Annotated in this window: 20 protein-coding genes; 11 read left to right on the top strand and 9 right to left on the bottom strand. The window is 60.2% G+C overall.

What is annotated here, in order from left to right:
• Positions 1 to 135: 135 nt before the first annotated feature.
• The gene (locus H0194_RS00545; protein WP_185175974.1) at positions 136 to 1062 is read left to right on the top strand and encodes a heme o synthase; all 927 of its coding nucleotides are present in this window, start codon (positions 136 to 138) and stop codon (positions 1060 to 1062) included.
• Here the strand turns inward: H0194_RS00545 and H0194_RS00540 are convergent.
• The 4 genes from H0194_RS00540 to mptB are packed head-to-tail and all read right to left on the bottom strand — an operon-like array spanning position 1012 to position 5249.
• Positions 1012 to 1953 (bottom strand): COX15/CtaA family protein, encoded by a 942-nt coding sequence (locus H0194_RS00540; protein WP_185175973.1) that lies wholly within the window; start codon positions 1951 to 1953, stop codon positions 1012 to 1014. The genes H0194_RS00545 and H0194_RS00540 overlap by 51 nt on opposite strands.
• A gap of 36 nt (positions 1954 to 1989) precedes the next feature.
• Entirely contained in the window at positions 1990 to 2742 is a 753-nt protein-coding gene (locus H0194_RS00535) for an ABC transporter permease (RefSeq protein ID WP_185175972.1), read from the bottom strand.
• 2 nt (positions 2743 to 2744) lie between these two features.
• Positions 2745 to 3665: an ABC transporter ATP-binding protein gene (locus H0194_RS00530; RefSeq protein WP_185175971.1), complete on the bottom strand. Its 921-nt coding sequence runs from the start codon at positions 3663 to 3665 to the stop codon at positions 2745 to 2747.
• A gap of 6 nt (positions 3666 to 3671) precedes the next feature.
• Positions 3672 to 5249 (bottom strand): polyprenol phosphomannose-dependent alpha 1,6 mannosyltransferase MptB, encoded by a 1578-nt coding sequence (mptB, locus tag H0194_RS00525; protein WP_246388947.1) that lies wholly within the window; start codon positions 5247 to 5249, stop codon positions 3672 to 3674.
• A gap of 126 nt (positions 5250 to 5375) precedes the next feature.
• On the opposite strand from mptB, the gene H0194_RS00520 reads away from it, so the two are divergent.
• The 8 genes from H0194_RS00520 to H0194_RS00485 are packed head-to-tail and all read left to right on the top strand — an operon-like array spanning position 5376 to position 13051.
• Entirely contained in the window at positions 5376 to 5996 is a 621-nt protein-coding gene (locus H0194_RS00520; RefSeq protein WP_185175969.1) for a helix-turn-helix transcriptional regulator, read from the top strand.
• Complete coding sequence (gene sufB, locus H0194_RS00515; RefSeq protein WP_281382552.1) at positions 5968 to 7395, top strand: Fe-S cluster assembly protein SufB; 1428 nt, start codon at positions 5968 to 5970, stop codon at positions 7393 to 7395. The genes H0194_RS00520 and sufB overlap by 29 nt, the downstream gene beginning before the upstream one ends.
• A 5-nt stretch (positions 7396 to 7400) precedes the next feature.
• A complete protein-coding gene (gene sufD, locus H0194_RS00510) occupies positions 7401 to 8543 on the top strand; it encodes a Fe-S cluster assembly protein SufD (RefSeq protein ID WP_185175968.1) in 1143 nt (380 codons plus the stop codon).
• Between the two features lie 25 nt (positions 8544 to 8568).
• Positions 8569 to 9324: a Fe-S cluster assembly ATPase SufC gene (gene sufC / locus H0194_RS00505; protein ID WP_185175967.1), complete on the top strand. Its 756-nt coding sequence runs from the start codon at positions 8569 to 8571 to the stop codon at positions 9322 to 9324.
• An 18-nt stretch (positions 9325 to 9342) separates the two neighbouring features.
• The gene (locus tag H0194_RS00500) at positions 9343 to 10566 is read left to right on the top strand and encodes a cysteine desulfurase (RefSeq protein WP_185175966.1); all 1224 of its coding nucleotides are present in this window, start codon (positions 9343 to 9345) and stop codon (positions 10564 to 10566) included.
• Positions 10567 to 11022 carry a Fe-S cluster assembly sulfur transfer protein SufU gene (sufU, locus tag H0194_RS00495; RefSeq protein WP_185175965.1) on the top strand — a complete coding sequence of 152 codons (456 nt, stop codon included), beginning with the start codon at positions 10567 to 10569 and terminating at the stop codon, positions 11020 to 11022.
• On the top strand, positions 11019 to 11417 hold the full coding sequence (locus tag H0194_RS00490; protein ID WP_185175964.1) for a metal-sulfur cluster assembly factor: 399 nt from the start codon (positions 11019 to 11021) through the stop codon (positions 11415 to 11417). Before sufU ends, H0194_RS00490 begins: the two co-directional genes overlap by 4 nt.
• An 11-nt stretch (positions 11418 to 11428) precedes the next feature.
• Positions 11429 to 13051: an ABC-F family ATP-binding cassette domain-containing protein gene (locus tag H0194_RS00485; protein ID WP_185175963.1), complete on the top strand. Its 1623-nt coding sequence runs from the start codon at positions 11429 to 11431 to the stop codon at positions 13049 to 13051.
• Here the strand turns inward: H0194_RS00485 and H0194_RS00480 are convergent.
• The 3 genes from H0194_RS00480 to H0194_RS00470 form a co-directional block, all read right to left on the bottom strand.
• On the bottom strand, positions 13028 to 14107 hold the full coding sequence (locus H0194_RS00480; protein ID WP_185175962.1) for an HNH endonuclease signature motif containing protein: 1080 nt from the start codon (positions 14105 to 14107) through the stop codon (positions 13028 to 13030). The two genes, H0194_RS00485 and H0194_RS00480, sit on opposite strands and share 24 nt — an antisense overlap.
• Positions 14108 to 14175: 68 nt before the next feature.
• Positions 14176 to 15501, bottom strand: coding sequence for a PFL family protein (locus H0194_RS00475; RefSeq protein WP_185175961.1), 1326 nt, complete (start codon positions 15499 to 15501; stop codon positions 14176 to 14178).
• Between the two features lie 3 nt (positions 15502 to 15504).
• The gene (locus H0194_RS00470; RefSeq protein WP_185175960.1) at positions 15505 to 15774 is read right to left on the bottom strand and encodes an ACT domain-containing protein; all 270 of its coding nucleotides are present in this window, start codon (positions 15772 to 15774) and stop codon (positions 15505 to 15507) included.
• A gap of 42 nt (positions 15775 to 15816) precedes the next feature.
• On the opposite strand from H0194_RS00470, the gene H0194_RS00465 reads away from it, so the two are divergent.
• A complete protein-coding gene (locus H0194_RS00465) occupies positions 15817 to 16464 on the top strand; it encodes an NAD(P)H-binding protein (RefSeq protein ID WP_185175959.1) in 648 nt (215 codons plus the stop codon).
• Here the strand turns inward: H0194_RS00465 and H0194_RS00460 are convergent.
• Together H0194_RS00460 and can are read right to left on the bottom strand one after the other, a co-directional pair.
• Positions 16451 to 16993, bottom strand: a complete 543-nt coding sequence (locus H0194_RS00460; protein WP_185175958.1) for a TetR/AcrR family transcriptional regulator — start codon at positions 16991 to 16993, stop codon at positions 16451 to 16453. The genes H0194_RS00465 and H0194_RS00460 overlap by 14 nt on opposite strands.
• Positions 16994 to 17002: 9 nt before the next feature.
• The gene (gene can / locus H0194_RS00455; protein ID WP_185175957.1) at positions 17003 to 19813 is read right to left on the bottom strand and encodes an aconitate hydratase; all 2811 of its coding nucleotides are present in this window, start codon (positions 19811 to 19813) and stop codon (positions 17003 to 17005) included.
• Positions 19814 to 20000: 187 nt separating this feature from the next.
• On the opposite strand from can, the gene H0194_RS00450 reads away from it, so the two are divergent.
• Positions 20001 to 20450, top strand: coding sequence for an Rv1476 family membrane protein (locus H0194_RS00450; RefSeq protein WP_185175956.1), 450 nt, complete (start codon positions 20001 to 20003; stop codon positions 20448 to 20450).
• Positions 20451 to 20559 lie beyond the last annotated feature (109 nt).

Raw genomic sequence — 20559 nt, 5'->3', positions numbered from 1 at the left:
CATGTACCCCGCCCAGTCTAGTGACAACTGGCAGTGTGATTGTCGGTTTGGGGGTAGGAGCTTGTACACTGGCCATGTCTGGCGTCATCTGGCGCCACCTTTTTAGTTTCGAGAACCTGGCTGGAGGAATATTCCTTGGAGACAATCAAGGCCTATTTCGCGTTGACGAAACCAAGGATCATCGAGCTCCTGTTAGTCGCCGCAATTCCGGCCATGCTCCAAGCACAGCGTGGCGTGGAAGCCGTCGCGGATAATATTTGGCTCATCATCGCGACCATTTTCGGTGGTTGGATGGGGGCCGCGGCCGCACATACCTTCAACATGGTCGTGGACTACGACCTCGACCAGAAGATGCAGCGAACCCGCGCTCGACCACTGGTGCGTTCGAAGATTTCGAAGCGTTCCGCCACCATCTTCGCGTGGTCGCTGCTGACATTGTCCGTGTTGTGGATGATCTTCCTCACGAACTCCTGGTTAGCAGCGCTGTTTATCATCATCACCAACGCCTTTTACGTCTTCGTCTACTCCAAGTGGCTGAAGATGCGCACCACCCAGAACATCGTGTGGGGTGGCCTAGCCGGGTGTATGCCGGCGATGGTGGGCTGGGCTGTTATCCGCGACAACGCCCCGGCGGACGAGCCGGACAACTGGTGGCAGGCCGTCGTTTTGTTCCTCATCATCTTCTTCTGGACCCCGCCGCACACCTGGGCGCTGGCCATGAAGTACAAGGAAGATTACCGCAAGGCCGGCGTGCCGATGCTCCCGGTTGTGGCGGAAGAGCACGAGGTCACCCGCCAGATCCTGTGGTACACCGTGGGCACCCTGCTGACCTCTTTCGCCATCATCCCGGCCGCGAGCTGGATTTACCTCGTGGCCGCAGTCGTCTCCGGTGCCATTTTCCTCATCATGGCGTGGAATCTGCACCAGGGCGTAAAGAAAGGCGTACCGGTCAAGCCGATGCGCCTGTTCATTTACTCCAACAACTATCTTTCAGTGTTGTTTATTGGCCTTTCAGTGGACGCCGTGCTCGGCTGGGAGCCGCTCGGGAGCGTCTTCTTTTAGTCGCTTGCGCCCGTGGGCGTAAAGGAATGCCGTGTACGCGGTCACTACAGCCGACATGCCCACGTGGAACGGCACCGTCCAGCGGGGAACGCCCTGGTAAAACTGGAACACACCGATCGCCCATTGCACGATGATGACGCCGATGAGGACCCAACCGGCGCGAAGAGTGACTCGTGGGGCCTTGTTCGTGTACAGCAGCCAAAGGGTAATAATCGTCAGCGCCAAATAGACGTACATGCACATTGCGTGACCGACCGCCATGTATTCGGTATTGACCTCCAAGCGGCCCTCCATGCCCACGCCCTCGTCGCCAGAGTGCGGGCCTGAGCCGGTCACCATCGTGCCCGTCATCAGAACAACGGCCAGCGCAATAGCCGCAATGAGCCCAGTCATGCGCGCAGACTGCGGAATGATATGGGTAGGGGTGCCATCATCGGGGTCGAGGACGCGAACATAGAGCATTGCGGCGACCCAGACAAGAATCATAGACGGCAAGAAGTGCAGGGCCACCGACCACCAGCGCAGGTCTAGCAAGACAGAGGCGGCGCCGATCAACGCCTGGAGAATAACGAGCCCCATGGAAACCCAGGCGTACATCTTGAGTTCTTTGCGGCGGTGCGCACGGTGCATCGCGATGATGGCCGCAGCAGAAGTAGCGATGACGACGAAGGTCAGGAGTCGGTTACCGAATTCGATGGCCTGGTGGATAGCCGGTGCCGCACCTGCCTGCGGAACCAAGGAACCGGGGTGGCATTCCGGCCACGTCACACAGCCCAGGCCGGAGCCGGTGACGCGCACAACGGCGCCGGTGATAGTGATGCCAGCCTGCGAAATGAGCAACAGCAACGCCACGAGGCGCTGTGTTCTCAGGCTGACCTTTTGCTCTGCCATGAGAAAACTCCTGATCTATAAAATTGAGAAGGAAAACTATCCGTCGTAACGGAACCAGGCGGTGGCGCCGCCCGCTCCGACAAGTAGCCAGCCCAGCAGGCTGATCAACTGAGTATTCGGGAACCATCCGGCGAACGCCTCAGTGAGTCCGCCCGCCAACGCTACAGTGGGAACTGCATTCCACCAGCCGTTGGCCCCCAAACCTTGGGAGTACAACACCCAGCCTACTGCTCCGAGAAGTACAAACCATATGAGGTTAGCCAAGGCCAAGACCACTTCCGAACGCAGGTAACCGCCGATCAGCAGCCCCAGCGCCGTAAACGCAGCGACTCCTACGAGAAGGGTAATAAGTCCCAGCAATGCCCCCAACACCGACGTGTGGAAGCCAAGGAGAAGCGCGACGCCGCCCAGAATGACGACCTGCAGCGCCACCATCGCCATGACCCCGATGATCTTGCCGGCGATAATCGCCCACGTGGGCACCCCTGATGCGCCGGTGCGCTTCAACGCGCCGTAACGGCGGTCGAAGGACAGCGAGATTGCCTGGCCGGTGAACCCAGAGCTCGTAGCCGCGACAGCCAACACCATGGGGAAAACCTCCTGGAGGGAGGCCACCCCCGGAAAGCGTGCCGCGACCACCAAAATGGCCAGCGGAATAATGAGGGATAACAGTTGCTGCTCGCCGTGGCGCAGCATGAGCTTGGCCTCAATCTTGCCTTGCGCCCACGCCATCGCCTGTGGGCCCACGCGGCGCGGGGCCGGCGCGAAGGTGCCGGGGTCAAAGGTCATTGTTAGCTCCTTAGGTGGCGACCGGTGAGGTCAAGAAATACGTCCTCGAGATTGCTGCGCGCGGTATCCAGGCGTAATGCCAAAACGTCCTGTGCGGCAAGCGCACGCGATATCTTCGCGACGGCCGCGGGGGTGGGCTCGATGTGAATGGAATAGTGCAGAGGTCGGCTGCTCTCCAATTCCATGCCCGTGGCATCAAGGAATTCCGCAGCGTGCACCGGGTGCGAGGTCACCACTTTGATGGTGTCTGCCCGGTGGTTTGCCATTAGACTTCCGGGAGTGCCCTCAGCGACAAGAGAACCGTGGTCCATGATGATGACGCGGTCCGCTAATGCCTCAGCTTCATCCATGAGGTGAGTAGTGAGCACCACGGCAACCCCGTCCGACTTGAGAGCTGACACCAATTCCCACACCGCAATGCGGGACTGAGCGTCCATCCCAGCGGTTGGCTCGTCCAGGAACACTAATTCAGGCTTGCCGACGATCGCGACTGCCAACGAAAGCCTTTGTTTTTGGCCCCCAGACAAACGACGGTAGCTGGTGCGCGCAACGCCCTGGAGGCCCAGGACGTCGAGAAGCCACTCCGGGTCCAAGGGATTCTCGTTGTAGCTCGCGCTGAGCCGCAGCATGTCACGAGCGCTAATACCAGAATAAGAACCACCACCCTGCAACATAATGCCGATGCGCGCCCGCACGGCGTCCGGGTGGCGAGAAGGATCCATACCGACGACGCGGATGGATCCAGAGGTCGGGGTGAGGAATCCTTCACACATCTCGATGGTCGTGGTTTTACCCGCGCCGTTGGGGCCGAGCAAACACAGCGTTTCGCCATAGTCGACATGGAAGGAGATGTTGTCCACTGCGGTCGTTGAACCGAAGGACTTGCTTACCCCTTCGCACAGCAGTGCACTTGTTTCACTCACAAGTGTCTAGTGTAGGCCAGAACGGCGCCAATACAGTAACGCCACGGCCAGTGTAGCCAACAAGAACACCACAGTTAACGCATACACCACGACGACGCTTGATGGGGGCAAGCTCGAGCCACGGGGGAGGACCACAAAGGCCATGAACGCGGAATAGGCCACGACTGGTACACGAAAGAACAGGCGGTTGGCCCAGGCAGACAACGGGAGAACAGCCCAGAGTATGTACCAGGGGTGGACTACTGGGAACAACACGACCAAGACCAAGGTCGAGACTCCCAACGCACCGACGGGGTGTATCCGGTCCTTGTAGGTGTTCCAGAGCATGTAGACCATGAATACGCCGGCCACAGCCACCCCAGCACCGCGCGTGAGGGTGAGCATGGCTTCGGTGTGATCTCCTAGTCCGAGGAGCATGCCGATGGAACCCGCGCCGACGCCAATGGCCGTGCTGGAAGAAAGCCACGAACGGACCGTGACGGCGCCACCTTGACCGGAAACCCATCCCAAGGGGATTCCGGTCAGCCAGGTCACTGCGGCAAGGGTGACAAAGAGGATTGCTAACTGGACGAAAATCGCGATAGGGATAGCCCAGCGAGTGCGGGTGCGAAGTTCGCGAGCCAAGGCCATGCCGGTGAAACCAAGCGCGATGAATCCGGTGACCTTGACCGCACCGGCGCACGCAATTAGTGCACCCGATACCAGGAACAGTGACCACTTGCCACGCAGGCCAAGCTCAAGTCCGACTAAAAGAAGTCCGAGGAGCACGGATTCGTTGTGGATGCCTCCGACAAGGTGGAGGAGGGTCAGTGGGTTGAGCAGGCCCAGCCAGAGCGCGGCGACCGGCTGCACGCGGCAGCGGCGAGCCAGGTGAGTGATAGCCCAGCCGGCGCCGACCAGGGCAAGCAAGGCGCACAGCCGATGCAGGAGTACACCCCACAGAATGGAATCGCCCGTCACGCGGCTAATCGCGGCGGCGATCCCGAGGGCGACCGGTCCGTAAGGGGACGGGGAGTTGGCCCAAATGAACGGTACGGAGCGAGCGAGGTCGTTGTCGGCGCCTAGGAGTTCCACCGGACCCGCGGCATAGGGGTCCATGCCATGCGCGACGACCGATCCCTGAGCGAGGTACGAGTAGATGTCTTGGGTAAATAGGGGCGCGGCGAAGACTAAGGGGATGACCCAACTGAGCCAGATCCGCCACAGTTGTGGAACGGAGATACTGTGAAGGGCCGCGTTCTTGCGCAGTGGTGCCCCCACATGAGGGGCCAATAACATCCAGGCGACGACGAGGAATCCGACCCCCACGAAGACCATAGCGGTCGAGGTGTGCAGCATGCGGGAAAACAGTGCGCCACCCGGCACATCGAAATAAGGGTTGTTGACCACCGGTAAGGCACCGGCGCCCAACGCGCCGACGAGAATTAAGATGCTACCGATCGTTCCTAACCAGCGCAGGTGAAAGACGTCATGGAGCTGGCGCGCCCGCTCCGGGGCCGGGGTCGCGGGGGCGTCCGTGTGGAGCTGGGTAGCCTTGCCGAAGGACGGGGCTTCGGACAGGAGACGACGCAGGAGGGAATTCACGAGAATCGAGTCTAGCCCCCCGATCGTGCGGAATGATTTACGGAACACTAGTGTTGTGTAAAGGCGTACAGAGATTTCGCACCAAGGAGGTGGACACCAGTGGAAGGGGATACCCGAAGCGAGGTGATGGCACTTCTTCTGAAGGAAGGCCCGATTACCGCCACGGACTTAAGCTCCAAACTGGGGTTGTCCGCGGCGGGCATTCGACGCCACCTCGATATCCTTGTAGAAGAAGGGCTTGCGGAAATCCTGCACCGCCGACCAGAAGGACGTGGCAGACCAGCGAAGTACTTCCGGCTCACCGACTCCGGAAGGGCGCAGTTCGGACACGCCTACGACTTGCTCGCTAGCGACGCCCTCAATGCGCTCCGAGAAGCCGGGGGAAGCGAGGCAGTCAAGACCTTTGCCCGCGCCCGCATGGAGCGCATCGTTGCCGGAATCGAGACGGACAACGTCAGCCCTGAGGACGTCGCCAAGGCACTGGACGAGGCGGGCTACGCCGCCACCGTGAATAATGCGGGCACTGGCGTCCAAATCTGCCAGCACCATTGCCCCGTAGCGCATGTAGCTGCGGAACATCCGGAGCTCTGCGAAGCCGAACAAGAGGTCATATCCTCGCTGTTGGGGCAACACGTTCAACCACTGGCCACCATCGCCGACGGCCACGGCATCTGTACGACGAACATTCCAATAAACGTTATTACGAGAGGAGCAAGTCATGACCCAGGCACAAAAGCCGATGACTGATGACGAAATCATCGAGTCCATCGGTGCATACGGGTACGGCTGGCACGATTCCGACGCGGCTGGCGCCGCAGCACAGCGAGGCCTCAACGAGGACGTCGTTCGCGACATCTCCGCGAAGAAGAACGAGCCGGAGTGGATGCTCAACCAGCGCCTCAAGGCCCTGAGCATCTTTGACAAGAAGCCTATGCCTACCTGGGGCGCGGACTTGTCCGACATCGACTTCGACAACATTAAGTACTTCGTCCGCTCCACCGAGAAGCAGGCCGAGAGCTGGGAAGACCTCCCCGAGGACATCAAGGAAACTTACGACAAGCTGGGTATCCCCGAGGCGGAGAAGCAGCGTTTGGTCGCAGGTGTGGCAGCTCAGTACGAGTCCGAGGTGGTCTACCACCAGATCCGCGAGGACCTGGAATCCAAGGGCGTCATCTTCGTTGACACCGATACCGCACTGCGGGAGCACGAAGAGCTGTTCAAGGAATACTTCGGCACCGTTATCCCAGCCGGCGACAACAAGTTCTCCGCGCTGAACTCTGCCGTATGGTCCGGTGGCTCTTTCATCTACGTTCCCAAGGGCGTCCACGTGGACATCCCACTGCAGGCGTACTTCCGCATTAACACCGAGAACATGGGCCAGTTCGAGCGCACCCTCATCGTCGTCGATGAGGACGCCTACGTGCACTACGTCGAAGGCTGCACCGCGCCGATCTACAAGTCCGACTCGTTGCACTCCGCCGTCGTGGAGATCATCGTTAAGAAGGGCGGACGCTGCCGCTACACGACCATCCAAAACTGGTCCAACAACGTCTACAACCTCGTGACCAAGCGCACCAAGTGCGAAGAGGGCGCCACCATGGAATGGGTTGATGGCAACATCGGCTCCAAGGTCACCATGAAGTACCCGGCCGTATGGATGACCGGCCCACACGCTAAGGGAGAAGTTCTTTCCGTGGCCTTCGCCGGCGAAGGCCAGTTCCAGGACACCGGCGCGAAGATGACCCACATGGCGCCCTACACCTCCTCCAACATCGTGTCCAAGTCCGTAGCCCGCGGCGGCGGACGCGCAGCCTACCGTGGCCTGGTGCAGGTCAACGCCAACGCGCACCACTCCACCTCCAACGTCGAATGCGACGCCCTGCTCGTGGACAACATCTCGCGTTCGGACACATACCCGTACAACGACATTCGTAACGAATACGTGACGCTCGGCCACGAAGCCACCGTCTCGCAGGTGTCCGAGGAGCAGCTGTTCTACCTCATGTCTCGCGGCATCGCCGAAGAGGAGGCCATGGCCATGATCGTCCGTGGCTTCGTCGAGCCCATCGCCAAGGAGCTCCCGATGGAATACGCCCTCGAGCTCAACCGTCTCATCGAACTGCAAATGGAAGGATCGGTCGGCTAAACACCATGGTCAACTCCAATGAAGTACAGGCCAACCCCACCAAGGGTGACGCCTTCACCTCGTTCAACGTCGACGACTTTCCGATCCCCGGCGGCCGCGACGAAGTCTGGCGCTTTATCTCCCTGCGCAACCTCCGCGGCCTCCACAACGGTGAATTCGCCGAGGCCGTGGAACAGGACGTTACTGTCGACGCCCCGGCAAACGTGACCGTCGAGACACTCCAGCCTGGCGACGCCCGCTTGGGCCGCGCCGGTGCCCCCGTCGATCGCGTGGCAGCGCAGGCCTGGACCTCCATGCCCAGTGCCCAGTACGTCTCCATTCCTGCCAACGCGGCGCTGACCGACGCCGTCACCGTCACCATCACCGGTAAGGGCGACGGTGTGACCTCGTTCGGCGCGACCGTCGTGGAGCTCGAGCACCACGCCGAGGCCACCGTCGTGCTCAAGTACGTCGGCTCCGGTACTCATGCGGACAACGTCGAATTCATCGTGGGCGAAGGCGCCCACCTCACCGTCGTCGTCGACGCGGCGTGGAACAACGACGCCGTGCACCTGTCCAATCAGATCGCCCAGCTGGGCAAGGACGCGGTCCTGCGCCACAACGTTGCAGTCTTTGGCGGCGAAATCGTCCGCATCGTGCCGCGCGTCAACTACACCGCGGGCGGCGGCGACGCGGAAATGCTCGGCGTCTACTTCGCCGACGCAGGCCAGTACTTTGAAAATCGATTGCTCGTGGACCACTCGGTGGCCAACTGCCGCTCCAACGTCATGTACAAGGGCGCGCTCCAAGGCGAAGGTGCTCGCACCTGCTGGGTAGGCGACGTGCTCATCCGTTCCGGTGCACAAGGCACCGACACGTACGAAGTCAACCGCAACCTCGTCCTATCCGAAGGCGCCCGCGCCGACGCGATTCCAAACCTCGAGATCGAAACCGGCGAGATCGTCGGGGCCGGCCACGCCGCCACGGTCGGACGCTTTGACGACCTGCAGGTCTACTACCTCATGTCCCGCGGCATCCCAGAAGCCGAAGCCCGTCGACTCATCATTCGCGGCTTCTTCTCCGAAGTGATCTCCCGCATCCCGATCGAGTCCCTCCGCGAAGAACTCGAAGACCGAGTCGCAGCAGAACTCGCCAAAGTAACCGCCTAGAAACGAGAAAGTGAAGAACCCACACATGTCAACCCTAGAAATCAAGAACCTTCACGCGCAGGTCCTCCCCTCCGACGAAAACTCTGAGCCCAAGGAAATCCTCAAGGGCGTCAACCTCACCATCAAATCCGGTGAGACTCACGCCATCATGGGACCTAACGGCTCCGGCAAGTCCACTCTGGCCTACACTCTGTCCGGCCATCCTAAGTACGAAGTCACCTCCGGTGAGGTGCTTCTCGACGGCGAGAACATCCTGGACATGGAAGTAGACGAGCGGGCCCGCGCAGGCCTTTTCCTGGCCATGCAGTACCCGACCGAGGTGCCTGGCGTCTCCATGTCCAACTTCCTGCGCTCCGCAGTGACCGCCGTGCGCGGTGAAGCACCGAAACTGCGCGAATGGGTCTCCGAGTTCAACGGCGCACGCGAAAACCTGCAGATCGATAAGTCCTTCACCGAGCGCTCGGTCAACGAAGGCTTCTCCGGTGGCGAGAAGAAGCGCCACGAGGTCATGCAGCTCGACCTGCTCAAGCCCAAGTTCGCCGTCATGGACGAGACTGACTCCGGTTTGGACGTTGATGCCCTACGCGTCGTCTCCGACGGCATCAACCGCTACCAGGACGAGACTGGCGGCGGCATCCTCATGATCACCCACTACAAGCGCATCCTCAACTACGTCACCCCGGACTTCGTCCACGTGTTTGCCAACGGTCAGATCGTGACCACCGGCGGTGCAGAACTCGCCGACAGGCTCGAGGCAGACGGCTACGACCAGTTCCTCTAAGTAAGGCAGGTAATCTACATGGATGTAGACGCAATCCGCGCCGAATTTCCCATCTTGCAGCGCACCGTCCGCGGTGAAAAGCCCCTGGTATATCTCGACTCTGGGGCGACCTCGCAACGGCCACGCGAAGTGTGGCAGGCAGAGCAAGACTTCGTCCTCGAAAGCTTCGCCCCCGTGCACCGCGGGGCGTACCAGCTCGCCGAGGAAGCCACCGACGCCTACGAACAGGCCCGCGAGGACATAGCGGCGTTCGTAGGAGCTGATGAGCAAGAAATCGCGTTCACCAAAAACGCGACCGAAGCCATCAACGAAGTGGCCTACGTTCTTGGCGACGCAGGAAAAGTGACGGAGGGCGACACCGTCGTGGTCACTGAGCTGGAACACCACGCCAACTTAGTGCCGTGGCAGGAACTGTGTCGTCGGACCGGGGCAACGCTCAAATGGTACAAGGCCACGGAAGACGGACGCATCGACCTTGATTCGCTCGTACTAGATGAAACCGTCAAGGTCGTGGCGTTTACGCATCAATCAAACGTGACAGGTGCAGTGGCGCCGGTCTCAGACCTAGTACGACGCGCGCGCGAGGTAGGGGCGATGGTGGTCTTGGACGCATGTCAGTCGGTACCGCACATGCCCGTGAACTTCCACGCGTTGGACGTCGACTTCGCAGCATTTTCCGGGCATAAAATGTGCGGCCCGTCCGGAGTTGGCGTGCTGTACGGCAAGGCTGACTTGCTCGCGGACTTACCACCGTTCTTGACCGGTGGGTCCATGATTGAGGTTGTGAAGATGGAAGGCACGACTTTCGCCGCTCCACCGCAACGTTTTGAGGCCGGTACCCAGATGACGTCGCAAGTCGTCGGACTTGGGGCCGCTGTGCGATTCTTGAACAAGGTTGGTATGGAAAACATCCATGCCCATGAGCAGGAACTTGCCGCCTATGCACTCGACAAATTTGCAGAGATCCCAGGGCTGCGCATTGTAGGCCCGGAGACAGCCGAAGAACGCGGAGCAGCCTTGTCCTTCGTCGTGGACGGAATCCATCCCCACGATCTCGGACAGGTGTTGGACAACGAAGGCGTCTGTATTCGAGTAGGGCACCATTGTGCATGGCCCATCCATCGCACCTTGGGAGTCCAATCCACCGCGCGCGCCAGCTTCTATCTTTACAACACCCGTGAAGAAGTGGATGCACTGGTCAACGCCATCATCCACGCGCGAGAGTTCTTTGGAGTCGCATAAGTGAACCTAGAATCCATGTACCAGGAAGTGATCCTGGACCACTACAAAAACCCCCAGCACTCCGGCCTGCGGGACCCGTTCAATGCCGAAGTGCATCACGTAAACCCCTCGTGCGGAGACGAGCTGACCCTGCGCGTACAAATCAACCCCGAGGCCAACACCATCGAAGACATCTCGTACGAAGCCGAAGGGTGCTCCATCTCTCAGGCGTCTACGTCGGTGATGGCGGAGGAGCTCATCGGTCTGACCATGTCTGAGGCTAAAGCCAAACTCGACGAGTTTGAGACGATGGTGACCTCAAGGGGCGACGTCGAAGGCGACCCAGAGGTGATTGGCGACGGCGTGGCATTCGCGGGCGTCGCCAAGTTCCCTGCGCGTGTCAAATGCGCGTTACTGGGCTGGAAAGCCTACCAAGCCGCCGCGGCAGACGCGCTGAATACATTGGAGAAGAAATGACTGAACCATACCAAAACGAAAACTCACACTACGACGGCGCCAAAGAGCGTCCGACCATGACTGAGGAACAGGAAAAGCTGGCCTTCGACGCCCGCGAGTTCATGCGCGATGTTATCGACCCCGAGTTGGGGATTAACGTCGTAGACCTCGGCTTGGTGTACGACATCTGGGTGGAGGACCGTGACGGTCGCACCGTGTGCGTCATCAACATGACCTTGACCTCGCCCGCATGCCCGCTCACCGACGTGCTTGCTGAGCAGGCGGAAGACGCAGTCGTGGGAAATACCTCGGTCGATGAACTGGAACTGAACTGGGTGTGGATGCCGCCGTGGGGCCCACACATGATCACTGAAGAAGGCAGGGAGCAACTTCGGGCCTTGGGCTTCGCGGTATAGACTAAACGCCCGTGATTGTCACCCAAGATTTTGAAGTGCGCGTTGGCGCACACACGCTTCTCGACGCCCCCGGAAACCACCTGCGAGTCCAACCGGGGGACCGGATTGGTCTAGTCGGGCGCAATGGCGCTGGAAAAACGACGACGATGCGAATCTTGGCGGGGGAGACCGAGCCCTACGGCGGGTCTGTGACTAGGTCTGGGCCTATCGGCTACCTGCCGCAGGACAGTAAAGAAGGCAACCTAGAGCAAACGGCACGCGAACGCGTGCTGTCGGCCCGCGGGTTAGATGAAATTCGCCGGTCGATGTCCAAACAGCAACGGCTGATGGAGGACCCAGAAACACAGGACAAGGCCATCGTGAAGTTTTCCAAGTTGGAGGAACGGTATCAGGCCTTAGGTGGGTACGAGGCAGATTCAGAGGCAGCGCAAATCTGCGACAACCTCGGCCTGCCGCAGCGAGTGCTGGACCAGAAGCTGGGGACCCTCTCGGGCGGTCAGCGACGTCGTGTGGAGCTGGCACAGATTCTGTTTGCGGCGTCGGCAGGCTCGGGCAAGTCTCAAACAACCCTGCTGTTGGACGAGCCCACCAACCACCTCGACGCTGATTCCATTACCTGGCTCCGCGGATTCTTACCCAAGCACGAGGGCGGCCTGATCATGATCTCCCACGACGTTGAGCTGCTCGAAGCGGTATGTAACAAGGTATGGTTCCTGGACGCAGTACGAGCCGAAGCAGACGTATACAACATGGGGTACAAGAAATACCTCGACGCTCGTGCCACGGACGAAGCTCGGCGTCGCCGGGAACGGGCGAATGCGGAAAAGAAGGCGTCTGCTTTGCAAAAGCAAGCGGCGAAGTTGGGTGCAAAGGCAACTAAGGCGGCCGCGGCAAAGCAAATGCTGGCGCGTGCCGACCGAATGATGAGCCAGCTTGATGAAGTCCGCACTGCTGACAAGGTCGCTTCTATCTCTTTCCCCGAGCCGGCACCGTGTGGTAAGACACCGATGTTTGCTAAGGGGCTGACTAAGATGTACGGCTCACTGGAAGTATTCGCCGGCGTGGATTTAGCCATCGACAAAGGCTCGCGTGTCGTCGTGCTGGGATATAACGGCGCAGGTAAGACGACGCTGTTGAAGCTGCTTGCTGGGGTGGAACGCACCGACGGTGAGGGTGGTATCGTCTCCGGACATGGTCTGAAGATTGGCTATTTCGCGCAGGAGCACGACACGATTGACGGCGGCCGGACCGTGTGGGAGAACACCATTTCGGCGTGCCCTGACGCGAATGAACAGGATCTCCGATCTCTCTTGGGCGCGTTCATGTTCTCCGGCGACAAGTTGGAGCAGCCGGCTGGGACCTTGTCAGGCGGTGAAAAGACGCGCCTCGCTCTCGCGACCCTTGTATCTTCACGCGCCAATGTTTTGTTGCTTGACGAACCGACCAACAACCTTGACCCTATGTCTCGTGAACAGGTCCTCGACGCCCTTCGTACCTATTCTGGCGCCGTGGTGCTCGTGACCCACGATCCGGGCGCAGTGAAGGCCCTCGAGCCCGAGCGCGTCATCATCATGCCGGACGGGGACGAGGATCTTTGGAGCGACGACTACCTAGACATCGTCGAGTTGGCGTAGCGCCCACGCTCTTCCGAAGTCTTGATTCGTCGTATCTAGTGGCTGCCCACCATCTGGCGGTTTCCACATTGTTTCACCTTGCGGTCCTCTCTCCATTGTGCCGCGGCCGTTGCGGCCATTCATTGCGTTGTGCGGCCCGCATAGTCCCATGAGGTTCGCCTGGTTGGTGTTTCCGCCATCTTCCCACGCTGTGACGTGGTGTGCTTGGCCGTAGAGTGCGTTGCGGTTGCATCCGGGCCAGGCACAGGTTCCTTGATCTGCCGCGATAATTTGGCGTTGTTTTTCGTTAGCAAGCCGTTGGGTCCGCCACAAGTCGACGGGTTGGGTGTTCGCATCGTACAGCAGCGCCCATCCGTGGCGACCGAGCTGGGCCCTCATGTACTCAGCCGCTCGCAGGCGTGTGCCGTCTGTTGCTTGCAGCCATCCATCGCCACATCCGATGAGGTCCTCGGCCTTGATCAGCACTGTGGGCTCGAGGCCGCGCGTTTCCACGCCGGCCCCGGTGGTGAGTAGCGCCCACGCCGCGTCTCCCATTGCGATGTCCTCGGGCAAGGTTCCCTGCCCGCGGATCATCGAGCGAAGTGTGCGTTCAAACGCCGCCATTTCTTCCGCCGGTAGCTTGAGCAATGCCGTGCGACGTCCTGTCGCGTCCGGCTGGTGCGCGATCACGAGCGAGCGTGGCGCTCGTGTACCGGCCGTGGCATTGAGCTCACGGACCCGTTGTATGGCATACGCAGCAAGCTTATCGACGCCCTCCGTCCGCTCCGCGAGCTCTACCCGCAGCTCCCAGGGCGTCATGGCAGCGCCTTTGCGCAGCTGGTTCGGGTATTTGACAATGACGGAGAGTCGGTCAACCGAAAAATCCCCGGCGAGTTCCACTACCTGGGCCCGCAGCCGTTTCTCTCGACATGGTCCGTAGAATTCTCGCCCAATCGACATGAGTTGCCGTTTGGTGCTTCCCGCCACGTCTAACCCGTCGAGGCCGTGGGCTAGAGCGTGGTGCGCTATTGCCAGGCCTTGGCGGGTGTACGCGGTGAGAAGCTGACTGATGTCCATGCGTCCGATTCAACCGCACCGCACGGCTCCGCAACAGACCTGTTCCCGGCCTGTGGATAACTCCGCTGCTAGTTACGGAACCCGTGTACTGGCGCGGGGATGAATCCGCCTCGTGCGATGAATTTGTCGTTGCTTACCTGGTTTACATCGATGATCGGCGCATACCCCAGCAGGCCGCCGAAATTGACCTCTTCACCTGGCCCTTTACCCGGAACTGGGATGACACGCGTGGCGGTGGTTTTATGGTTCATTACACCAATTGCCGCCTCGTCCGCAATCATGCCCGCGATGGTCTGTGGAGAAGTCTGCCCGGGCAGGGCGATCATGTCGAATCCAACTGAACAGATGGACGTCATGGCCTCGAGCTTGTCCATCGTGATGGTGCCTGCTCGTACTGCGTCGATCATGCCCTTATCCTCGGAAACCGGGATGAACGAGCCCGACAGCCCACCAACGCGCGAGCACGCCATCATGCCGCCCTTTTTGACGGCGTCGTTAAGCAACGCCAGCGCTGCGGTGGTGCCGTGGGTTCCGACCTGGTCCAAGCCCATGCGCTCAAGGATGTGCGCCACTGAATCGCCGACCTCGGCGGTAGGTGCCAGGGACAGGTCCACGATGCCAAACGGCACTCCGAGGCGCTCCGCGGCCATGTTGCCTACGAGCTGGCCGGCGCGGGTGATCTTAAAAGCCGCCTTTTTGATTTCTTCTGCGACCTCGTTGAGGCTGGCGCCTTCTAGCGTGCCGACGGCGCGGTCCACCACGCCCGGTCCTGACACACCGACCGAGACCACGCAATCTGGCTCTTCGACACCGAAGAACGCTCCCGCCATGAACGGGTTGTCGCCCACGGCATTGGCGAAGACGACGAGTTTTGCCGGGGCTATCACAGAACCTTCGGCTGCGTCCTTGACTAATTGGCCCATGGTGGCCACTGCATCCATGTTGATACCCGCGCGTGAGGTGGCCACGTTCACGGAGGAGCAGACGATATCAGTGGTGTTGAGCGCCTCAGGGATGGATGAAATAAGCCGTCGGTCGGCCTCGGACGCGCCCTTTTCAACTAACGCTGAGTACCCACCGATGAAGTTCACTCCTACTTCTTTCGCTGCTCGGTCAAGCGCGCGGGCGTAGAGGAGCGGTTCGTCGTCGGAGATGATGGCGATAGGGGTGACCGAGATGCGCTTGTTGACGATCGGGATGCCGAGCTCGGCTTCGATCCCCTCGCAGACACTGACCAGGTCTCGGGCTCGGCCGACGACGCGTTCGTAGACCTGCTGTGGCGTTCGGCAGTCCAGCAAAGACACGCCCATGGTGACGGTGCGGATGTCTAGGCGGTATTTTTCGATCATCTCGATGGTGTCAAGGATCGACTCCGCCTTGATATTGAAGTCCATGGTCTATACCTCAGTCATAGCGTTGAAGATGGCCTCGGACTGGACACGGATGGACACTTCCATTCGTTCCTCAACCGGGTGCATCTCTTCCTTGATATTCACAATGGGATGAATATTTTCATCAAATTCCACACGGAGAAGCATGGTGAAATGCCCGTCCATAATCGTCTGGGAGACGTTGTGGATATTAACGTTAAGCTGGGCTAAAGTGGTAGTTACGGCGGCGATGATACCGACCTTGTCGGCACCGGTGACGGTCATGATGGCAAACATGCATAAATTCTAGCCCAGTTTCAGACTGTTAGGGTGGATTTCATGAAGAACGTTTTGATTATCGGTGGCCACGGCCACGTCGCTTTGCATGCCACTCCGAAGCTCATCGATAAGGGACACAAGGTTACTTCCTTGTTCCGCAACCCGGACCATGAGGCTGAAATCGCTGACTTGGGCGCGACCCCTCTAGTCCGAGACGTCACGGAGCTCTCGGTCTCTGACTGGACGGAGCTATTTCAAAACTTCGACACCGTCGTGTGGAGCGCGGGAGCCGGAGGCAAGGGCGATACCCTCGCCATCGACCGCGACGCCGCGCTGCGCACCATCGAAGCTTTAGAGTCTCTTGACGACGCCCCGGACTACGTTATGGTGTCCTACATCGGCGCCCGCACCAACACCGCGGATGAGTCTGAGGGGGCGTGGTACGACTACGTCGAGGCGAAGAAGGCCGTTGATAATCGCCTGTTTGACTCCCAGCTGAACTTCCTCGTCCTTGGCCCTGCGACCTTGACCCACGAACCGGCCGGGGGTATCGAGATTATCGGCGAGAATGAGCCAACGGGGGAGCTAGTTACCTCGCGCGAGCTTGTCGCCGACGTCATTACTGAGGTCGTCGACCGCCAATTCTTACCTACCAAGCGTAATCCGCTGGAGTTTATTGACGGCGACAGCGCGGTCAGCTCGATCTAACTGCTTGCTCGACAACGTCGAGGACTCGGTCAAGCCCGTCGGTTTGGCCGAGTGCAAGCCTATTGATAAATCCGCTCATAAACGTTTCGAGAAATACTACGAGCGTATCGACGTCCACGTCAGGGTTCGTCGTCTGCAGTCGCTGACGCACGGCGTCGTCGAGGACCTGCTGGTGTTCCATCCAACGCGCGCGAAACGATACGTCGGTGCGCAAAAGCCTTGTGATCTCCAGCCTTGTCGCTAACCATTCGTGGCGGTCGGGATCCTGGAGCATATCCCGCATCACTTCTACCAGACCGTTTTCGGCGACAACCTGTGCCTCGCGGGCTGCGTCTTCACGCGCCAGCGCGAGGAACAGGCTTTCTTTGTCGCCAAAGTGGTGGAAGATGGCGCCACGGGATTTCCCCGTGGCTTCTTCGAGGAGCCGAACCGTTGCTCCTTCGTATCCGTGTGCAGCGAAGCAGCGCCTCGCACCGACCAGGATTTCGTGGCGGCGGCGCTGCAGTTCTGCTTCGCTGACAATCGGCATAACTATCCGTTAGGAAGCAACCATCTGACGCAGCACGTACTGGAGGATGCCGCCGTGGCGGTAGTAGTCGGCTTCACCTGGGGTGTCGATACGCACGGTGGCGTCGAAGTCGACGGTGGAGCCGTCTTCCTTGGTGGCGGTAACCTTGACGGTCTTCGGGATGGAGTTGTTGAGCTCCTCCAGGCCGGTGATGTCGAAGGTTTCGGTGCCGTCCAGGCCGAGGGATTCGTGGGACTCGCCAGCCGGGAACTGCAGAGGCACCACGCCCATACCAATGAGGTTGGAACGGTGGATGCGTTCGAAGGACTCGGTGATAACCGCCTTCACGCCCAGCAGTACGGTGCCCTTTGCCGCCCAGTCGCGGGAGGAACCGGTGCCGTATTCCTTGCCACCCAAGACCACGAGTGGGGTGCCCGCAGCCTTGTAGTTCTCCGCAGCGTCGTAGATGAATGCCTGCGGAGCGCCTTCCTGGGTGAAGTCACGGGTGTAGCCACCCGCGACGTCGACAAGCTGGTTCTGCAAACGGATGTTGGCGAAGGTACCACGAACCATAACCTCGTGGTTACCACGACGGGAACCCAGGGAGTTGTAGTCCTGGCGCTCGACGCCGTTGGCGTCCAGGTACTGCGCGGCAGGAGTACCTGGCTTGATGGAGGAAGCAGGGGAGATGTGGTCGGTGGTGACCGAATCACCCAGCTTCGCCAGTACGCGTGCGCCCTTGATGTCCTGTACCGGAGCCGGCTCCATCTCCATGCCGTCGAAGTACGGTGCCTTGCGGATGTAGGTGGAGTCCTCGTTCCATGCGAAGGTCTTGCCCTCTGGAACGTCAAGGTTGCGCCATGCGTCGTCGCCCTTGAAGACGTCGGCGTAGTCAGCCTCGTAGAGTTCGCGGGAGATGGCGGACTGGATAGTGTCCTCGATCTCCTGTGGGGTTGGCCAGATGTCGGCGAGGAAGACGTCGTTGCCCTCCTGGTCCTGGCCCAGCGGCTCGTTCTCGAAATCAAAGTCCATGGTGCCCGCAATAGCGTAGGCGATGACCATGATCGGAGAGGCGAGGTAGTTCATCTTGACGTCGGGGGAGATACGGCCCTCGAAGTTGCGGTTGCCGGACAGAACGGCGGTGGCAGCGAGGTCGTGCTCGTTGATGGCGTCAGAGATCTCCTGTGGCAACGGACCGGAGTTGCCGATGCAGGTGGTGCAGCCGAAGCCGGAGAGGTAGAAGCCGAGGGCCTCGAGGTCCTTCCAGAGGTCGGCGCGCTTGTAGTAGCCGTCGACAACCTGGGAGCCAGGGGCACAGATGGTCTTGACCCATGGCTTGGACTTCAGGCCCTTTTCGGCGGCCTTACGTGCAATGAGACCAGCACCCATCATCACGGATGGGTTGGAGGTGTTGGTGCAGGAGGTGATGGAGGCGATGGCCACCATGCCGTGGTCCAGGGTGTACTCGCCACCGTTAGGCGAGGTGACGGTCACCGGCTTGGACGGACGGCCCTTGGCACCAACGGCCGCGGATTCGCCTTCGCCAGCGCGGGAGGCGTTGTAGTTGCCGTCGGCAGAGGAGGTCGGCTCGAGTTCTTCGCCCTCGGCGCCCATCTTAACGGCCTCTGGGGAGTCGTCCTCGCACACTTCGTCGGTGGTGTAGTTGGTGAGGTCCTTGCGGAACTGCTCCTTGGCATCTTCCAGCAGGATGCGGTCCTGCGGGCGCTTCGGGCCGGCAATGGACGGCTTAACGGTGGACAGGTCCAGCTCGAGGTACTCGGAGTACTCGGCTTCCTCAGCACCGGCCTCGAGCCACATGCCCTGGGCCTTGGCGTAAGCCTCAACGCGCTCGATTTGCTCCTCCGGGCGGCCGGTCAGGCGCAGGTAGTTAACGGTCTCCTCGTCGATCGGGAAGATCGCACAGGTGGAGCCGAACTCAGGGGACATGTTGCCGATGGTGGCGCGGTTTGCCAGCGGCACGGACTTGACGCCGTCGCCGTAGAACTCCACGAACTTCTGCACGACACCGTGCTGGCGGAGCATGTCGGTGATGGTCAATACGACGTCGGTAGCGGTAACGCCGACTGGGATCTCGCCGGTCAGCTTGAAGCCGACGACCTTCGGGATCAGCATGGAGACCGGCTGGCCGAGCATGGCAGCCTCGGCCTCGATGCCGCCAACGCCCCAGCCCAGGATGCCCAGGCCGTTTTCCATGGTGGTGTGGGAGTCGGTGCCGATGCAGGTGTCCGGGTACGCAACGCCCTCGTTGTCGAAGACAACGCGGGACAGGTACTCGATGTTGACCTGGTGCACGATGCCAGTTCCAGGAGGAACAACGCGGAAGTTGGAGAAGTTCTCCGCACCCCAGCGGAGGAACTGGTAACGCTCCTCGTTGCGCTGGTACTCAATTTCCACGTTCTTTTCCAGGGCATCGGAGGAGCCGAAGGCCTCAACGATGACGGAGTGGTCGATAACCATCTCGGCCGGGTTCAGCGGGTTGACCTGATCCGGGGAGCCGCCCAGGGCCGACACTGCCTCACGCATGGTGGCGAGGTCAACGACACATGGAACGCCGGTGAAGTCCTGCATCAGGACGCGGGCCGGGGTGAACTGGATTTCCACGGAAGGCTCAGCCTTGGGGTCCCAGTTGGCCAGAGCCTGGATGTGGTCGGTGGTGACGTTCTTGCCGTCCTCGTACCGCAGCTGGTTCTCAGCGAGTACCTTGAGGGAGTAAGGCAGCTTGGACAGGCCTTCAACAGCGTTGATGTCGAAGTAGTCGTAGGACTTGTCGCCAACCTCGAGGGTCTTCTTGGCGTCAAAGGAGTTTAGACTCTGGGTCATTTTTGCTCCGTTCTCTATTAATTAAGCAGGTGCATGTGTGATGGGACCAGTATCCATCATAGGCATCAGTGTAACAGTACGGGCGTTCTGTTTCGAATGTTTGGCATGCTCGGCGCGTTGCATCCCGCAAATGGGGGAGGGCGGGCGAAGATTGGGGAGCAAGCGAAAGTGGAGAGCGAGGAAAAGAATGGTTCCAGAAGGTGTCAACATCACCGAATTGGCTGCAGAGATGCGGGCCGACGGTATCACGGGGGCATCGTTGACTGAGGAACCGCTCATCGCTGAAGCGTTGTCGGGGCACGACAGCATCGGTGTCGCCGTCGTCCCCGTCCGGGCGCAGATGCCTGCGGATTACCGGGACGTCGCCCAGGAGCTTGCCGACGCCACCGGGCTAGACACTGTTATTGTGCGCGGGGTGGGGACGACGTCGGCAGTAAGTGAGGGCTATTCCCGGGCGGCGATTGAAACCGCTCAGGCGAAGGTGGCTGCCACACCGGACCATGCTGCGGCCGTGACCCAATTGCTCGCGTCCGTAGAGGGGGCTGGCATGAATTGGTGGGCGCTCGGGGGAGCGTTGCTCATTCTCATCTCCATGTGTGCTGTCGCCACTATCGTGACGTCAAGCGCGCAGCGTTGACCGACACGCCATCGTTGCGGCGTTGTGACTGAAATCACTTTAATTGTTGCGTTTTGATAAACCGCTGGCCAAGTGTGTTTGTTAAGTCCTGTTACCCAGCTTGACTTCT

Origin of the sequence: Corynebacterium incognita (genome assembly GCF_014217255.1) — a bacterium.
In the GTDB taxonomy this organism is placed as follows: domain Bacteria; phylum Actinomycetota; class Actinomycetes; order Mycobacteriales; family Mycobacteriaceae; genus Corynebacterium; species Corynebacterium incognitum.
Note: the sequence above shows the minus strand (reverse complement) of the source record. Positions and strands in the feature narration are given on the sequence as shown.